The sequence below is a fragment of the Bradyrhizobium sp. Gha genome (assembly GCF_900113735.1).
Classification (GTDB): domain Bacteria; phylum Pseudomonadota; class Alphaproteobacteria; order Rhizobiales; family Xanthobacteraceae; genus Bradyrhizobium.
On sequence record NZ_FOQM01000011.1, the window covers coordinates 73,887 to 90,627 of the forward strand.

The 16,741-nt window shown below is 57.2% G+C and carries 10 protein-coding genes and 1 pseudogene; 3 read left to right on the plus strand and 8 right to left on the minus strand.

The genetic code is table 11. The features are described 5' to 3' along the window. Positions 1-77: 77 nt before the first annotated feature. From BM222_RS16090 to BM222_RS41110, 3 genes are all read left to right on the plus strand, one after another. On the plus strand, positions 78-3,299 hold the full coding sequence (locus BM222_RS16090; RefSeq protein WP_244547151.1) for a hypothetical protein: 3,222 nt from the start codon (positions 78-80) through the stop codon (positions 3,297-3,299). Between the two features lie 171 nt (positions 3,300-3,470). Then, positions 3,471-4,772: a hypothetical protein gene (locus BM222_RS16095; RefSeq protein ID WP_244547152.1), complete on the plus strand. Its 1,302-nt coding sequence runs from the start codon at positions 3,471-3,473 to the stop codon at positions 4,770-4,772. Between the two features lie 70 nt (positions 4,773-4,842). Beyond that, entirely contained in the window at positions 4,843-7,098 is a 2,256-nt protein-coding gene (locus BM222_RS41110; RefSeq protein ID WP_244547153.1) for a di-heme-cytochrome C peroxidase, read from the plus strand. A gap of 468 nt (positions 7,099-7,566) precedes the next feature. Here the strand turns inward: BM222_RS41110 and BM222_RS42140 are convergent, their stop codons facing one another. The 8 genes and pseudogenes from BM222_RS42140 to nodU all read right to left on the minus strand — a co-directional run bounded on the left by BM222_RS42140 (position 7,567) and on the right by nodU (position 16,532). Beyond that, positions 7,567-7,758 (minus strand): hypothetical protein, encoded by a 192-nt coding sequence (locus tag BM222_RS42140; protein ID WP_244547154.1) that lies wholly within the window; start codon positions 7,756-7,758, stop codon positions 7,567-7,569. Positions 7,759-8,590: 832 nt separating this feature from the next. Next, a pseudogene (locus BM222_RS43325) lies at positions 8,591-9,235 on the minus strand (trypsin-like peptidase domain-containing protein); the annotation flags it as partial. Then, positions 9,232-10,719, minus strand: a complete 1,488-nt coding sequence (locus tag BM222_RS16110; RefSeq protein WP_092229208.1) for an alpha/beta fold hydrolase — start codon at positions 10,717-10,719, stop codon at positions 9,232-9,234. The gene BM222_RS16110 and the pseudogene BM222_RS43325, both read right to left, overlap by 4 nt. Before the next feature lie 1,538 nt (positions 10,720-12,257). Continuing rightward, positions 12,258-12,596 (minus strand): hypothetical protein, encoded by a 339-nt coding sequence (locus tag BM222_RS41115; protein WP_177243253.1) that lies wholly within the window; start codon positions 12,594-12,596, stop codon positions 12,258-12,260. Beyond that, positions 12,581-13,114 carry an AAA family ATPase gene (locus tag BM222_RS42145; protein WP_244547155.1) on the minus strand — a complete coding sequence of 178 codons (534 nt, stop codon included), beginning with the start codon at positions 13,112-13,114 and terminating at the stop codon, positions 12,581-12,583. Before BM222_RS42145 ends, BM222_RS41115 begins: the two co-directional genes overlap by 16 nt. Positions 13,115-13,116: 2 nt before the next feature. Then, a complete protein-coding gene (locus BM222_RS42150) occupies positions 13,117-13,668 on the minus strand; it encodes a P-loop NTPase and SpoVK domain-containing protein (RefSeq protein WP_244547156.1) in 552 nt (183 codons plus the stop codon). Continuing rightward, the gene (locus BM222_RS42155) at positions 13,632-14,159 is read right to left on the minus strand and encodes an ATP-dependent Clp protease adaptor ClpS (RefSeq protein ID WP_349509860.1); all 528 of its coding nucleotides are present in this window, start codon (positions 14,157-14,159) and stop codon (positions 13,632-13,634) included. The genes BM222_RS42150 and BM222_RS42155 overlap by 37 nt, the downstream gene beginning before the upstream one ends. Before the next feature lie 711 nt (positions 14,160-14,870). Continuing rightward, positions 14,871-16,532, minus strand: coding sequence for a nodulation protein NodU (gene nodU, locus BM222_RS16135; RefSeq protein ID WP_092229211.1), 1,662 nt, complete (start codon positions 16,530-16,532; stop codon positions 14,871-14,873). Between the last annotated feature and the right edge of the window lie 209 nt (positions 16,533-16,741).

The window sequence follows — 16,741 nt, forward strand, 5'->3', positions numbered from 1 at the left end:
TGGCGCGAATGCCTGATACCCGAGCGTGTTTCACTAGCTTGCCAGCGACCTCCATGGATGTCTGAGGAGATCACGCGATGACTGTGCGCGAGCAGCTGTTTACTTTGTTGCGCAACCTTCGATGGATAATTGTCCTGTCGGTAGCCCTCTCAGTATTGCTCTACCTGCCAGATCAGATTCAGGAGCTCTACCGGATAGCTGCCGACGACTTTGGTTGGGTGACGTTTAAGGAGTTCGCTGCCTTGGGCGTGATTGCCATAACGATTTGGGCGAGCGCGTTTCAGCTCACAACTGCATCCCTGCCACAAATCCCCAAGCCTTCGGGGCGCCTGGCTTTCTATATAAGACTTGCTCCCGTCCTACTTGGAGCACTGCCGATCATCGCCGCCACAGCAGGTCAATTCGCCTCGCGGCCGGCGCGAAAGATTGGCGAGGTCGAGGAAGTCGGAAGTATCTTCCGCATTCAGGATCAGGCGCTTGCGTTTGAACGGAACATGCTGCTCATCCTCGCAATTGCCATGCTGATCATGCTCGTCTGCTTCGTGGCATTTACTTGGCGAATAGGATCAAGAGATCGCTCGATTGATCTCGCGAGCCGTGCCAACAACGCGTACTTCATCCGGTATAGGTTTCTCGGGCTCTCGATCGGCGGGATCGTGCTGTTGACGGCAGCATTCCTCATGCTGCCTGATAGGCTTGCACAACTTGTCGGATCGTTTGGCGTAATCGCCCTCTTTGCGGTTTGCGTCCTTGGTCTCACGGTCCATTTTGCTCTCTTAACGATCAAATTTACCTTTCCGTTTATTCCGCTTGTCTTTGGCGGCCTGTTTCTACTTGCCTCTTTGTTGGGAGGTGACGACCACGAACTGTGTACTGTCTCTGAAGCAAACAGCCAGCCGGAAACGGAGCGCATGTCCGCAGCCGCCGCATTCCGCGAGTGGCTTTTACAAGAGCCGCGGGTTGAGGAAGCCAAGAGGCTCGGCGAATACCCCGTCTTCGTTGTGGCAGCTCAAGGCGGAGGGATCTATGCCGCCAATAATGCGGCGCGGTTTCTTGCGCGGATGCAGGATCTCTGTCCGGCATTTCGGCAACATCTGTTTGCGATAAGCGGTGTATCCGGGGGCAGCGTCGGTTCGGCAATATTCGCCGCTGCGCTCCACGTCGAAAATACGTCCCTTAATTCGAATATCGTCGATGGAAAGACATGCCCAAAAATCGCTGATTTCCTGGCGGGGGTTGGGCGAGTCCAAGATCTTGAGGCGCCTGGCCCGGTCGAGCAGCGCGTTGCAAGCGTTTTGGCAACCGATTTTCTGTCGCCGTTGGTTGCGGGCTTTCTGTTTACTGATTTCACCCAGATGTTTTCACCGTTCGCGATCCCGGCCTTCGATCGCGCGCGCTTTTTAGAATACACTTTGGAGAATGCCGGTGACAGGATGCTCGGCAGCCAGAAGGCCACTGGCAATCAATCCAATCTGCTAAGGGCTGACTTTCAGTCCCATTGGGCGCCTGGCAACAACATGCCGGCGCTGTTGTTCAACACGACAGATGCCGGCAGCGGCAAACGGGCCGTTATCTCTCCCTTCGATTTCGATCCGCAGCATCCGAAAGACACCGACTTATGCGTGCTTGCGGCGCTTGAACGTGCGGGCACTGGGGCCGACCAAACTGTCAAAAGCCACTCGCTTCATATTCCGCTCAGCACAGCCGCTTTCACAAGCGCACGTTTTCCGTGGGTGACGCCCGCGGCGACCGTCTCAGTCAAAAATGACTGCATAACCTCTCATCCGCAGGCGCGCCTGGTGGACGGCGGATATGTGGAGAATTCCGGGATTGAGACCGCACTCGAGCTGATTGAGAAGCTTAATGCCATCAAGGGCACCTCCGATGCGCCGAAATTCAGGATTTACCTGCTGTCCCTCGTCAGCGGCCAGTTCGGTGACCATGGTTCATTCATGTTCGGGGAGCTCATGGAGCCGGTACGCGCGCTTCTGAGCACGCGAACTTCCCGAACCTATGTCGCCCTCAATCATGCAACCAGCATCGACCGTCGGCCCGACGCCGAAGTGACGCCAAGTGTTCAACGCTTTCCAACGTTCGGCCGGACGGACATCACAGGCTTGTTTTATAGCCTTCCACTCGGCTGGACGTTGTCCCAGAAAACCGAGGATATCATCTCATTGAGCAGCGGCCGCTTTTGGGACTGCGTGCCGAAGGACGACTTCGATCAGTCCCGCGAACGGCAGAGCAATGCAGACTGCCTGCAGGTGAAGTTGTTCCATCTTCTGAATGGATCGGTCGCCACCGCATTTGAAACGCTGAAGGATGCCAAGCTTGCGCAGGCCGCCTACGCCGACGAGCTAGCGAAGGAATATCAACCAACCGCAAAGATCAAGCCGCAGCCATTACTGGCGTGTTATGAGAGCAATTGGTTGCAACAGCGTGGTTATGAGGAATATCAACAAAAAGTCGCCGACTACGAGCATCAGCTGAGCAAATCAGGCAAAGGTCAGTCGCCGGCCCCTCCACCCGTTCCGCCATATCGCAAGAGCTATATGGCCTACTATCAGGCCGAGCGGGTCAAGGCCTTGTTGCAGGAATGGGATCGCGTCGAGGAAACCGATCCCCGGATCCTCGCCTATATTTTGGGATCCGTCTCTTACGACAGCGCCGATTTTACTCGCAGCAGCGAGAACTTTTCTTACAGCGCGGTTTCTCAACTTCCGCAGAAATGGCGCGATCGCATCGACATGAATAACGTAAGGCTTGTGGCTGCCAACAAGCCCGCGGTCGACGTGAACTCTTTGCTTAATCATCCCAAGGAACTTGCCGATTTCGTGCTCGCTTACGAAGGCAACGACTTCGGCAACCAGCCCGGGACGGATGACGGCTGGCTGTTTCGACCGCGGGGAATGTATCAGTTGATCGGCCGTGAGCAGTATCAGGAAGCCCAGAATCAAATCCAGCAATTGGGCGAGCTACAAGGACTTGATCTGCTAACGCTGCCCGACGCGCTATGGGATGCGAAGATCTCGGCTAAGGTTACTTTCGCTCACTTCCGGTTGCACCGATATAAGGACGACCGGTTATCTCCGCCGAACAACCGCCGAACGCTGTTCGAATTGCTCAAGGATCGTGCGAACGACTGGACAACCGTGCGCGCGCTGCAAACGGATATGGCGCATCCAGCCGACCACGCGCGGGTCAATGCACGCAGTGAGATGTTCCTCGCCTGTATCGAGGAAGCCTTGCATCCGACGAAACTCAAGACTTTGCAAAGCCGATTTTACGGTGAGGAATGAAGGGTTTGATCGGGTCGCGCGCATTGCCTTGGCGAGGCGCGTAGCGCGGGATTGCTCGACAGCTGATGTTTAAATTTTTGGTCTTACAGGGGATTTCCAATGATCGCGAGGGGTCAAATCAATAGATCTCTGTTTCCGCGGCGGCTTGCAAAGTTATTAGCGGCGGGGGTGATGTTCGCCGCAGCTTTGGAGCTAGGAACGGCTCCGGCGCAAGCGGCCTCAAAGCCGCTCGCGCCCAATGACGTGTCCATTCTCTTTCCTCCGCCGAAGTCAGCGGCCGACCTCCCCAATCTGATCGCCGTGTCCGATCTTGCGCGACCTTCGGGATCGCCGCAGCGGCTGTTTTCCGACGCGGACTTCGCGCGCTTTATCGCCAACGCCGAAAATCCAGAGCATCCGGGCCTTCCGGATTCAGGTGCACGGCACATTCAGTTTCCCGATGCCGTGAAAAAAATCGACGCCTGGTTTGTGGCCGGCATCCGGATCGATCCGGGCGCGCCGGGATTGTCGCCGGAGATCATCGCTCAGTTTGGCCGGCAACCCCAAATCCGGCTCATCATTCAGCCGGTGACCAATGGGCCGGAGGGCTTCAAGGTCCATGACACTGCAGGCCACCTTATCTTCAGCTTCACCCTCGACCCGGACCCATCTCTGGACGGTTGTGCGCCGTTCCCTCGATTCAAACCAGACGATGAAGCGTTCAAGGCAATCGTTCGTGACGTCGCGACCTTGCGCGATCAGCTTGAGGCCGGACAGTTTGGCAATGTCAAAGTCTCGACTGCCGGTGATCTGAATGTGCATCCGGGTCTTGTAGGGCCATCGGCAAAAGCGTTCAGCGATGCACTGAAGGCTTTGATTGAGAAGCATCTCTCGCCGCAGCGCCTCAACACCATGGCCGTGATGGGCATCGTACCGCCTGAACCCTGGATTTTCGTGTCGATGTTAAGGGTCCCGCAAGCAGGCCTAATACCAGTCCCCGGCCCGACGCTTGACGGCCTGCACGTGGCAGAGATGTTCAGCGCCATCGGCGAAAAGCATGTGGTCCCGCAACCGGGCACGAACAATCAGAATCCGATCACCTGTCGACACGCGGCATTGCAAAATCCGCCCTTGCCCGGGAGTAATCGTAACGGTGTTTCAACCTCCGAGTTCATCGATAGTAGCGTGCCCAACAGCCGCATCATCGAGATCGTCAATACCATTGCCGATCCGACGAAGAGCCACTTCTTCAATACCGATTGCGTGAGCTGTCACACCGAGACGGCACAGCCACTCGCCAGGAGAATTCCAAATTTCGCAGTCCCTGGCGTGAACCGGGCGGTCTGGCCGAAGGAAGACTGGAATCTGCGCAACTTCGGTTGGTTCCCATCCTTTTTGCACGGCGGCCCGGCAGCGGCGACCATAACCAGGCGCGCGGCAGCTGAGACGGCCGACGTGGTCGCCTTCATCAATAACCAACTGCTGAACAAATAACTGGCGGCCTCGCCTTTTCCGGTCGCCCGCCGGGCCGGCTGGACGCACGAAAGATGGATGGAGTCCTGCTATGGGGAGACCTTCTTTTGGCTCTCGTCTTTTTTCCTGGCTGATGCGCTGGCCTCACATCACCGGCCTGTTATTAGCAATCGTCGTTGTCGTGATCGTGGCCGCCAGCGTGGTGTATTTCGCCCCCCAGAAGGTTCGCGACGCAGCCCTAAAGATCAAAAGCGATGCTAATCTGGTCGCTCAATTGTTGCCTGCGACCCTGCCTGAGCCATCAAAAGTCGAAAGCGCTTATTGGCTCCCGCAAAATTGGAGCGCCCGCCAGCGTTACTGGTTTCACCACACATCGCAGGGGACAGCGACAATCCCTGTCCCTTATCAGTGGTTTTTGGCCCTGGAACGCCCGGAGCTATCCTTCTCTTACACGAGCTTAACGGACGAGAACTACCTGCGCCGCCTCGGCTTCATTCCGAGCCCCAGCTCAAAGGACTTCGCCGCTATTGCCCCCGCATACGGTTATCACGACGATGCGCCGAACGGGAACACAGCCGCGCCCGGTTGGACTCCAAGCGCGCCCGAGAACCCAAATGCTCTTCCCGTCGGCTTTGCCATCCTCAAGGGCGGTGTCGATCCGACGACTGGCGCCCCGTATGAAGATCAGATCGGTCTAACCTGTGCCGCCTGTCATACGGGTCATCTCGAATACAAAAACGTCAGCATACGGTTCGACGGCGGCCCGGCGATGGTCAATCTGGGCGAGGTAGAAAGAGCCATTGGGCTGTCGATTGGCTACACGCTGATCTTGCCATGGCGTTTTGAGCGTTTCGCCAGCAAGCTGGAGCAGATCAAAGGGCAGAGCGTCGATCGGAAGCAGCTGCGAAACGATCTTGAGCGAGCACTTCAGAAGATTAAGAACCAAAAGGCAGAGACCGACAGACTTTTGACGGGACTGGGCGTGTCGGATCTCGATGAAGGGTTCGGTCGACTTGATGCGCTGAACCGGATCGGGAACCAGGTTTTCTATAGCAATCTACTCGATCCCGTAACCGGCGAACTCTCCGAGCCACTCCTCAAGGGCAACTTTGCGCGCCATGATGCGCCCGTGAGCTTTCCGCCGATCTGGGACACGCCGTATTTCCTTTGGGCACAGTATGACGCTTCTGTTCTCAACGAGCTCGTTCGCAATGCAGGTGAAGCGCTGGGTGTCAGCGCGAAAATCAATATGACCGCGACCGCGCCCGGACGGCCGCTTTTTGCCTCATCCATACATCTATCCGACATCGCGCGGTTCGAAGAGCTTCTGCGCGGCACCGATCCGTTTTCGTCCGAAGATGCGGGAGGCAGAAAATTCACCGGGCTCGTAGCACCGCGATGGAAGGACGCGCAGGAGAAATTTCGCGGTGACCCGGCCTGGGCGATCGATGAAACGCTCGTTGAACAAGGTCGCGATCTTTATCGTGCTCACTGCTTTGAATGCCACCGAGGCCCGGTAAACGATGCTGCGTTCGACAAAAAATGGCCGGAAGACTCGTTCTGGCGTGCAGAGAACCCCGATCGCTCAGCCAAAGACGAGAAGAATTGGGTAGAGATCGGCGGTCGGCATTATTTTAACGTCGTCCAGATGCCGGTCTCGGCGATCGGCACCGACCGCCAACAATCTAACGTCCTTACGACGCGACGCGTTCACCTTCCCGAGCAACTCCGATTGAATCCTGCAGATGACCTCAACAGGGCCGGAGGTTGCGGCCTTCTGGCCGATAAAGGCGCAGATCCTCTGTTTGTACTCGCGCTCATGGATGTGGTGGGCAAAACGATCGACCAATGGCTCGTTGCGAACGGAACCTCTGAAGAAACCAAGCAGCAAATGTGGGGGCCGAGGAAGAACTGCCAAAACCAGCGAGTCTATATCGGGGCGCGTGCGAGCCGCAATGGCAAGGACGAAATAGTTCTCGCCCTTGAGCCTCAGTACCGGGCGCGCCCGCTGGACGGTGTTTGGGCAACGGCTCCGTATCTGCACAATGGGTCCGTTCCGACACTGAGAGACATGTTGGTGCCGCAAGCCAGACGGCCGACGTCGTTTTGCGTCGGCAGCCGTGCGTTCGACCCGGTCAAGGTCGGGCTTGTCACGAAAGCAAAGGCGATCAACAGCTGTGCGGCTGGCCTTACGCACTTTGATGTGTCGCTGCTTGGCAACAGCAATCGTGGACATTCGTTCGAGGGCAAAGAAACCGACTTAACGAAGCTGCCGCCTGGCGTCATCGGGCCAGAATTGACCGAAGCCGAGCGCCGAGCGCTTGTTGAGTATCTCAAAACTTTATGAGCTATGCTTGCCCGACGACCTGTGTGTCGGCGCCGCTACCTTCGAGCTTCCCGCGCGCCTCGTCAGCGCGCGTGCCATTCGGGATGCGATCGAAATCTTGGTCCCGAGGGATCGAGGACAATCTGTCGGTAGCCCGAGTAGGGGCTCTCTGAAGAGGCTGCTGCTGAACCCCTGCCCAGTTCTGTGCGCCAAGTTAGGCGTAGGGCCGCCGGAAAGCTACTGGTTACCTCCTGATCAGCTGATCAGCCGACCCCAAGTCAGACCTGCCGCCACCTTGTCGCGATCGGCTCGGGCAGACCCACCATCATGAGCCACCCGCGCCCAAGAGCGGTTCGGGTCGCGAAAGCTGATGAGCGACCGGCAACGTTCAATGTCTGACGTCTGCCGGCCGCCGGTGCACGTGAAAGGAACCGCTCCCTGCTACCCATGACCGGTGAGGCGGTACGAGCTATCGAGAAACTAGGCGCGTCACTTCATCCTCGGATATGGAGCCGACGAAAGCTGAGCCGTCTTTACTTGGAAGACCAGATTCACCGCCAGCGCCAGCTCGACCTGAAACTCCAGGGTCACCATCCCGGCCGTCATTGGCACAAAATGGCGGCGCAGGAAGGCCTCTTGGTCCTCCGGGCCCGCCTCGTCCGCCTTGGCCCGCAGCACCACCCGCCGCTTCGCGTCCCGCACCAACGCGCAGAATTATACGACTAAGAGCGTGTATTTCTGGCTCAGGTGTGAGCATCGTAACAATACCGCCATTGCCACCAGCACCGCCGCGACCTCCATCGCCCCCCATACCACCATCGCCGCCGCGACCACCGTCCCCTGGCCCGCGCTTACAGTCGAATGCCGAAGAAGATGCTCTACGGCCGGGCGCGCCAGCACCTCCAACTCCTCCTTCCCCTCCGTTTCCGCCAGGACCGCCACCTTGGCCCCTCACGTCTAAAACGATCGGATTGATTGATCGCTTCACCACCAACGTAAGCTTGGGGCCATCGCGTCCGGGAGAAGGGGTGGCTCCTGTACCTCCTTTGCCGCCATTTCCGCCGGGCGCACCATCACTGGCGCCAGCGGGTCCACTTTGTCCGACGGAGCCAGCGGGTGCCGTGTCGGGTGCGGAAGATGGTTCCCAAGTAATGACTCCCGGATTTTCTTGAGACAAGGATCTAATCTCCCCGGCGACTACCGTGAGTTCTCTGGCTGTCCGAGCGTTGGATTCTTTGAATATCAGCCGCGAACCCGGCTCGAACACCAGCCGCTCCGCCGCCAGACTCGGTTCTGTCCAGTACCTGTCACCTGAAATCACGAAGTTACCGGGGAATGGCACTGATTTGCTGGTCGACACTCGAGCTCGAATGACGTCACGTTGTTCGCTTTCAAGCTGCTTCCAGGGGGACGGTAAGACGTCAAAACTGCTTGCACCACTGCCAGTTGGCACGTCGCGCTTGCAAACCGCGTCTCCTGGAAGAAGGCTCCTCGCTGTATAGGCCGGTACTGCGGCCGACGCTTCTGGGCGATCAGCATCGCCAGAAAGGATTGCGATAACGTACCCCTTCGCGTCAAAGAGTGGAGATCCACTGTCGCCATCGATGGGTTTGTAGCCAATCACGATACGATCGCCCTGGCCACGCCCTCTTGCCAAAGTATCTACATTCCTTGAATCAGGCTCGTTCGTGTCTCTGCCCCAGAACAGGCCGACTAGGGTCTTCGGATCATCGGAAATCGAGCTGTTGCTGATCGGAGCACAGGTATCTCCTTTACTGTCTAAAATGAGAACCGCAATGTCATCGGTGGTCGAGAGTTTCGCCGAAGCTTCGGAAAGAACGGTTCTCCTTCCATTGGGCTCTATCGAAGAAACTTCAATACGACGATTGGGTCCCGACGGAAGCTCCTGCCACATCGAATCCGCGCCTACGACGTGTCGTGCTGTGACCACCCAATTATCCGAGACTAAGACACCTGTGCCTCGGCGAGTCGTTGCTTTTCCGTTAGTGTCAGTTCCGACAACTCGGATCGACACTATGGCGCGCTTATACTGGTTTAATATGGCACCGCGATCAGGACTCTGCGCATAAGACAAAGACGAAAGTCCCGTCAGGACAGACAAAATAACCACTAATCGTCCGAGGCCACCTACTGTCATTGAACGATCTCGACGTAAGAGCTTTGGATACCAACACCAGGAATATCTACGTCGATCCTCTTCACGCTGGGTTGGCCAGTAATCTTCAACGTTCCTTCAGCGACAAAGGTGTCTGCGTCCCTCTGACCGTCCGAGGTAACATCGAGAAGAGGAATTTCCGGCATCCCCGCATCGGCTTGAATGGCCGTAAGAGACACAATCGCCCGATCAAGCCTTTCTCCCAATCGCAGAGTCACCCGGAGATTAACGGTATCGCCGGATTCACCTACAAAATAACGATCCACGTCCACCGCGACCCCGTTGAGAGCTTTACCTCCTTCGCTCGTCTGAATGATTGCCTCGTTCTTCTTGCGAGGCGCCGGAGATTCCGTCAGCTCCAGCTTCAAACTTTCCTGCAGGTTCTCATCAGTAAAAATCGTCGCGTGCGCGGGGAAAGCTGGTCGAGACCCTGCCAACGAATCTGAGAAAGCGTCCGCGGCACTCCAGGCAGGAACGACGCCGTCTCCTGGCCCAAATGCAAACTCCCAATGATCTAGACTTGGAGAGTTAGGGTTCACGTAGACATAGAAAGGTGTATCACGCTTTGTTCCAACGAAATGGAGTTCGGGTCGAGAAACAGACGCTCCATCCTCGATTTCAGCTCTGATGGACCGCGCTCGCGTGAGATTGACTCGTAAGTACTCGCGGCCTTGCGCTGTGTCGTAGATCTCGGCGGCCCACCCGTTCTTCTCCCAGAGAGAGAAGTCGAAAATATCAAAGTTGCTCGTTTTGGCTTGACCAAGAGATCCCGACCTGCAGCAATCTCTCCCAAACTTGTAGCTGGGAAACAGTTCATAAAGAGACGGAAAAGACAGTGCTGTCCTACGAATAGTCTTCATTCGTCCAGCCAGAAAGTTCGGTATCGGTCCCCACCCCTTTGCAACAACCTCCAAGGCGCGACCACTTCCCTGGAATGGTGTGCCCATTGTAATGATCCGCTTAATCGAGCTCGCCATTTCGGGATGGCGCGTGACTAAGAGCCGCGCAACCAGGCCGCCCATGCTGTGCGCCAGAATGTCAAAATCGCGATTTTGCAGGTCTTTGTGATTGGTCAGAAACGCGGCAAGATCATCCGCAGTAGTCTCGTTGCTCCGGCGCCAATCATAATCGAAGATGATCAGACTGGTGCCCTCCTGGTAGCCGATCGTTCTCAAATGGGTGAGAAGCGGCGCGTAGACGTCGGCCTGCCAAAAAGGCCCCAGCGACACAATTGTTTCGATTAGGCCGCAGTGATGCAAGTTCTTTGGTTGATCGGCCAAAAGATCGATCTGCCCAAAGTTAGAGAGAGAACCTAAGCCTCCCCATACCAGATTATTTTGCTCATCACACAGACGGGTGCCAAGGATGCCTGGGATAAATACCAACGGCCTTTTGATTTGCGCATCGGCGGCGGTATTCCACCAAAGAAATCCAACGACGAATAGTAACAACCATTTTCGCATCATGATTGTCCGGTGTCGTGTTGACGCGGCTCACGCCTCGTGGATCAAACAGCGAGCAAAAAGCGCAATGGTCGTCGGGGCGCCCGTATCTGGAGCTTTGCACCCAGTAATTGCGTTAAGAATATGGCTCGGTGGCGTAGAGTCAATTGCGAATATCGATACTCAGCCTACATGGGCTTGGAACTCGCCGGTCGTCGGAGGTTCTTCACAATCGCTGATGTCGATACCGCCGAGGATCCTAGGGCCCTTAGCATGCCTGGACGCTCAAATTCCTCGATCGAGCGCGTTTTTTTGACGGATTTCAACAGGCGCTTTGCGCGAAGTTCAAGCCGATTTCAAACCTGCTGAGCGCAATGGGTTTGGAAGCTATTGGCCCAGCCGTCAACTTGATTGTGCGCACCCCGATAGGAGGGCTGCACGGCAGACGCGGAGACTGGCGCCATCGCGCGACACAAGGAGAACTATGTCAAAAACTGCCCCCTACCACACGGATTCCCGCGAATATCCACCATCTCACCGCAACGTCTACCACGACCACGACAACTGCCCGGCCGGGAAACAGATCAAGCAGTGGCATCGCAAACCCGGTCGAGGTGATAGGCTGCGCTGCGATGATTGCAAGAAGCTCGGCTAGGCCACTAACGTCCTGCAGCACGGGTTCCAATCAGCGCTGTAGGTTGACTATCCGCGCGGCGGCGCCCCTCGCCGCGCCTCCTTGTTCGCAGCGGGACAATCCCCCGTCAGCGGCACGACTAAATCTTACACGCACTCGAAGTCATAGACCAAGGCTCCCGGCGAAACCGTGAGTGCCGCCCGATTGACAATCTCGATGCAATCCTCTCTGCGTAACTGGTAGTGCGGCCGCACGCGTTATTGATGAGTGCCGTAACGGTTGCCAGTTCTCGAATTGACATAAGTCCCGCCACGGTGTGATGAGCCGGATCCACCCAAATAGCTGCCGCCATGACTGGTAGTGTGATGTCCGCCGCCGTAGCTGACGCGCCCTCCATGTCCTCCGCGTGCGTTTACTTGTCCGATCACGCCGAGCAGCAACAGACCGGCAGCTATTGCAATCAACCTCATATCCCCCTCGCCCTTTCGAATGTGGAAAGCATATCCAAGCGCGGCCTATGAGGGATAACAACCTTTAATCCGGTCAAAATATGCAGCTTTACGCCCAGAATAGCGAGAGCGGAGCCGTTTTCCGGCACGAGGGGACCCGGTGACATCGTTTGAACGTTCAATCCGGTCGAGGAGAAATACCGCAGATGAGGACCCGCTGCGCTGACTATCATCATGACTGCGATAGTAACGTAGGCCTGCTACTTGCTCGGGGCCAACATTGTGTCGTGATCGAGCGTCATCGCGAGCTGTCGGCGCATTAGGACGCGGCCTTGTCCGTATCGGCGAAGCTCGATGGGGGCCGGGCTTGATGCCGCCGACGAATCAGCAGGCAAAAGGAACCATGCTCTCGCGGAGCATGCGACTATGCTCATCCGTTCAGCGCCAACTACAATCGCGGGCGTTATTGCTCTGACCCGCTACGTCGGCAGCCTACGAGAGTAGGAGCTTCCGATGATGATGCGTGGTATCAGTTTTTCATGGAAGTGCTGGCAGACGCGATCGATGGAATCGCCATGACGCAGCGGCTTGGGCGAAACGGCAATTAACATGACGTCGCTTTCATCTTCCGCCACCGCGTCCAGTCGCGGATCCAATCGCCAGTTCGGACACGTTGCCGTTCCGGGCTGATACCTGGTCGTCCGTGCATTGGTGAGACGCAATCTTCCTCCCGACTGATTTCTGGCAGCTGCGCGCACACTTTGTGGCCGCTCCTGCGCGTTGTCGCGGCTCACGATCCAGCTTACGCGGCGGCCCATGTGTGCCCTCTCATCGGCAGCATATCGTCGAGTGCCTGGTCGATATCATTGCAGTTGACCGTTTTGCCGGCATCGCGCGCGATGGACGATTGCGCAATGCGCCGCATGACCTCCTTGATGAACGCAGCGCTGAGGCCCTCGCACCGTTGCACGGCTTCACTGATAACAGCCTCAGTGAGTGGCAGGCGTTTGCCATAAAGCCGCACCAGCTTGTCGCGGCCATGAGCGTCGGGTAAAGGCACCTCGATGACCTGGTCGATCCTGCCAGGCCGCGCCGCGAGCGCACCCTCGAGCTCTTCCAGTCGATTGGTGGTGAGTAAGAACATGATGTCGGCGTCCTCCTTTAGCCCATCCATCTCATTGAGCAGCTTGTTGAGCATCACTTCTTCGCGGGTTTCCCGCATCGCGTTACGGTCGCGCGCGATCAGATCGACGTCCTCGATCACCACCAATGCCGGCTGCAACAGCCGCGCGAGGTTCATATAGACACCGGGCAAACCGACCTGCTCGGCTGCCATTATTAGGGTGGTCTGATCAACCAGGTTAGTTGCGAGTAGCGGATCGTGTGGGTCTTGCCAGTGCCGGGCGGGCCATAAAGCAAGATGCCCTTGCGTGTCGATTGGCCGAGGCGGCGCAGCGCATCGCGCATTCCGACAAAGCTCAATACGTTTCCATCGAGCAGTTTGAGCACCTTTTCGGGCAGGATCACGTCCGCGCGGTCTACCCGGGGCCAACGATGCACCGTAACGCCGCGCGAACGGCCGCTGTAATTCGGATCGCTCTCGAGGGACAGGATCTTGCCACGATACGATGCGGCGAATTGTACCGCGCTCTCTAGTTCAACGAAGCAGTGCTGCGCGAAAGACTCGTCGGCCCCGCCGGCACGCACCGCGACCTCAGTGACCATCATCTCCTCTGAGTCTGTCCCGCATTGCGCTGGCTCGCGATAATAGGACAGCACGACAGCGTAACGAAACTCGTTCGTCTCGCAAAGCCACAGCCCGTTGTGCAAGGATTTGACTGGCGTAGCCTCCCCTACGTCGATCTCGTGGTATTGTGGCGACGCCAGCAAGACGGGATCGTCTCCGGCGCGCCGGAGCTGCGCGAATGACAGCTTCTCAAAAGTCCATCGCGGCTGCAGGCCAAAGAAGCGGACCGGCGAAGCGAACTCTGGACGTCCGCGCGCATGTGGCCAGGAAATTGCCGCACCATATTTACGAGACTGTTCGGCGGGATATCGGCGAAATGCCAGGCAAGCGCGTCATGGGCCCATTCAAACTGGATTTCGGACGGATCTGGCGCCACGGTTTCGCCAGCAGGCTCGGAGGTGATTTGCAACGTATGTCCTTCAGCTCGGATTCGTTCCTGCGCCGCATCGAAGAGCGCCTCTGCAACAGACGGTGGGAAGGGCCCGCACTCCGCCTTGTCCCGCCGTTCGATCAACATGGAAAGGGCATAGGCATCGCGCTCGTGCTTGCCGAAGACCTGCCGCAACAGATCCACCACGAAATCCCGCGGCGTCTCACCGGCATCTTGAAAAACCAGCCGAACGGACGCGGGCACAGTGCGAACTTGATGATCCGTGCGAAGCTCCTAGCGGGAGTGAAAGGATGGTCGTTGGCCTTATTCCGCTCGATGCGCTACATGCGTCGTGCAGTTGATTTGTTGTACCTTCGCTTAGTCGTTCTGGCGCCATTCAGCTCATTGACTGCCCGAGAAGTCATTGGCGGCTCACGGTGCTTATCATTAAGGCCGGGATCGATCGGCCCAAATGGCGCAATCGACTCGGATAGCCAAGCAAGGACACGCAGAACCCAGCTGACCACACGATCGATCGCGTCGTGGACCCAGGCGAGGGTATGTTTGGTTTTTGTCAGTATCTTCATAATGCTGCTTCTCGCCTACAGTCCTTGAGAGACGCGCCCGTGTTGGGTAATTGCCGAATGATGTCGCTTCTTGTCATCAAGCCTGTTTCGTTTCCGGATCTGTCAGCAAGTTGTATGCCGGCCGCGGCAACGACTTTCAATGAGCCTTAAACTCGGCATGAGCCTCTCTTCTTCAAGCTCGCCAGTCGCCGGATTGGGTAGCTGAAATTCACACCGTCGCGGTCCTGCCGAGCGCTAGCCAGCCCTCCGCGCCAGGATACGATTGAACTGGGGCTAACAACCTCGCCTCCAATCACCGCAATGTCCGATGACTTGTGCTGCGTCTCATCACTTTTGCTGCGGCGGAGCGCCTCGGCAAGCAAGAAGAGCTAGCAGTGCCCGGCGGCGCTCAGTCGCCGCCCCCTTGTTTCGTCCAAAGCATGCCATCGCACCACACGTGATCAACGCGGTCCCACTGGCACGCAGAAGCGGCATTCGGAAAAAAGCCGCGACCATTGTGATTGGCGCTGGTGTTGCATAGTAGCGGAATGCCCGTGAGACCTTCGTATTCCAGGAGAAGTTCGGCGACTTTATGCTGAGAGGTCCTGCTAACAGTCTGCAATCGCGCTGATCCGTCCAGATGCACAACAGCGGGGATCTTATCCCGCCATTCTGCTCGTGTTAGGTGCTCGAAGAGCATGTAAGGGTCTGGCGTTCCAGGGCTAAAAATATCCGGCGCCCGATCCTCCAGGCATATTGGCGCTACAGGCCGAAAGTGCTCACGAAGTTTGATGTCGTTGAGACGGTTCTTCATTTGCGGCGATGTCGCCGAGGCCAGTATGCTTCTGCTACCCAGAGCCCGAGGTCCAAGCTCCGCGCGGCCTGCAAGGAAAATGACCGGCTGGTTGCTGGCGAGAATGGTTGCAAGTTCACGCATATTGCATGGTGAGCCGCCCCATCCGGGCGGCACGTCGCCTCGTTCCACGGCTGGACCACTATAGACGGACCATTCCAAGGGTACAAAACCTTGTTCCGCCGCCAACGCGGAGCAAGCAGCACCTATTGCCGAGCCACTGTCATTCGGAAAGGGGGGCACCCAGATATCGTCGAACAAGCCGGCAGCTCGTAATGCACTATTCCATTTTATGTTGAGACCGCAGCCGCCGGTTATGCAGAGATTGGGCGCGGGAAGGCTCGAATGTCTCTGTATCGCACTCGCGAGCTTGCTAACGAGCAGTCGCTCTTGGAAGCGATGAAAGGATGCAAGCACATTTGCGGAAGGTTTGGCCCTTAGCCGAACCGCGCAAGCATCGAAGAACGCATGGACCGGCTCAAGTGCGACGTCCTCGCTGCAACGACCGACAGGCTCCGTAAACGTGCTAAAGTGCTTTTCGTAGAGCTCCTGAAACACCTCGACGATGCTTTCATCGATTGAACCGAGCGCGATGTAAGCCATCAACTTGCCCGCAACACCGAGGTCCCACTTGGTCCGGTTCGCCTGCTTATAAGGCCCGAAGTGATAGCCTGCGGCAGCATAAGCATGCCCGATCAGCGGGAAGAGACACTCGAGGAACCTGGCTGCGCGCCGTTCTACATGATAGAGCCGTGGGAAGGAGGCGCCGTCCCAAACCAGACAGAACGCGGGCTGCCCGGCCTTGGCGAAAGGACTAGTACAAAAAGCGGAAGCCACGTGGGCTGCGACATGCGGATAGCTTTGATAGGGGAAGGCGCTCTCCTTGAGCATGAGCCCAGCGCCTTCGTGCGCTATGAGGAGGCCTTCGGCATCGCTCTCAACATACGGCGCCCCTTTAAGGACAATGGGTGCAGTCCCGCTGAGAACCTGGAATTGTGACTCAACCTCGCCCCACCATCCATCGATAACGAACCGGTCGACGTCCCGCGGCTCCAAACCGTGCTCTGCCAAGGCGAGAACAACCGCATCGAGATTGTGGAGTTTTTGATATCGCGGATTATTGTCCCGCTTCTCCTGCTCGACACAAAAGACCAGCCGTCCGTCCTCGACAAGGGCGACTGCTCCGTCATGGGTCAGTTTGATACCGCAGATTCGCATACAGTCTCCGCACCTATGTCAGATTCACGATTTGAAGGGGCCCCAACTGCTGCTCATGTCGCGACAGTCAGATGGGCTCCCACTGGCATGATGCACGCTCTGGGCCAGTTCCAATCAGAGGAATCGCTGGCAATTGTCTGATCAAAGTCGAGGTTAGAGCCAGCTTGACCGATTCGTGACACCGCACGCGTTCGGTTTCGGACCAACCA

Bases quoted from the DNA above. Each gene is read 5' to 3' on its own strand.
- BM222_RS16090 (WP_244547151.1), top strand. From the start codon at position 78: ATGACTGTGCGCGAGCAGCTGTTTACTTTGTTGCGCAACCTTCGATGG.
- BM222_RS16095 (WP_244547152.1), top strand. From the start codon at position 3,471: ATGTTCGCCGCAGCTTTGGAGCTAGGAACGGCTCCGGCGCAAGCGGCC.
- BM222_RS41110 (WP_244547153.1), top strand. From the start codon at position 4,843: ATGGGGAGACCTTCTTTTGGCTCTCGTCTTTTTTCCTGGCTGATGCGC.
- BM222_RS16110 (WP_092229208.1), bottom strand. From the start codon at position 10,719: ATGATGCGAAAATGGTTGTTACTATTCGTCGTTGGATTTCTTTGGTGG.
- BM222_RS41115 (WP_177243253.1), bottom strand. From the start codon at position 12,596: ATGGGCCGCCGCGTAAGCTGGATCGTGAGCCGCGACAACGCGCAGGAG.
- BM222_RS42145 (WP_244547155.1), bottom strand. From the start codon at position 13,114: ATGGCAGCCGAGCAGGTCGGTTTGCCCGGTGTCTATATGAACCTCGCG.
- nodU (WP_092229211.1), bottom strand. From the start codon at position 16,532: ATGCGAATCTGCGGTATCAAACTGACCCATGACGGAGCAGTCGCCCTT.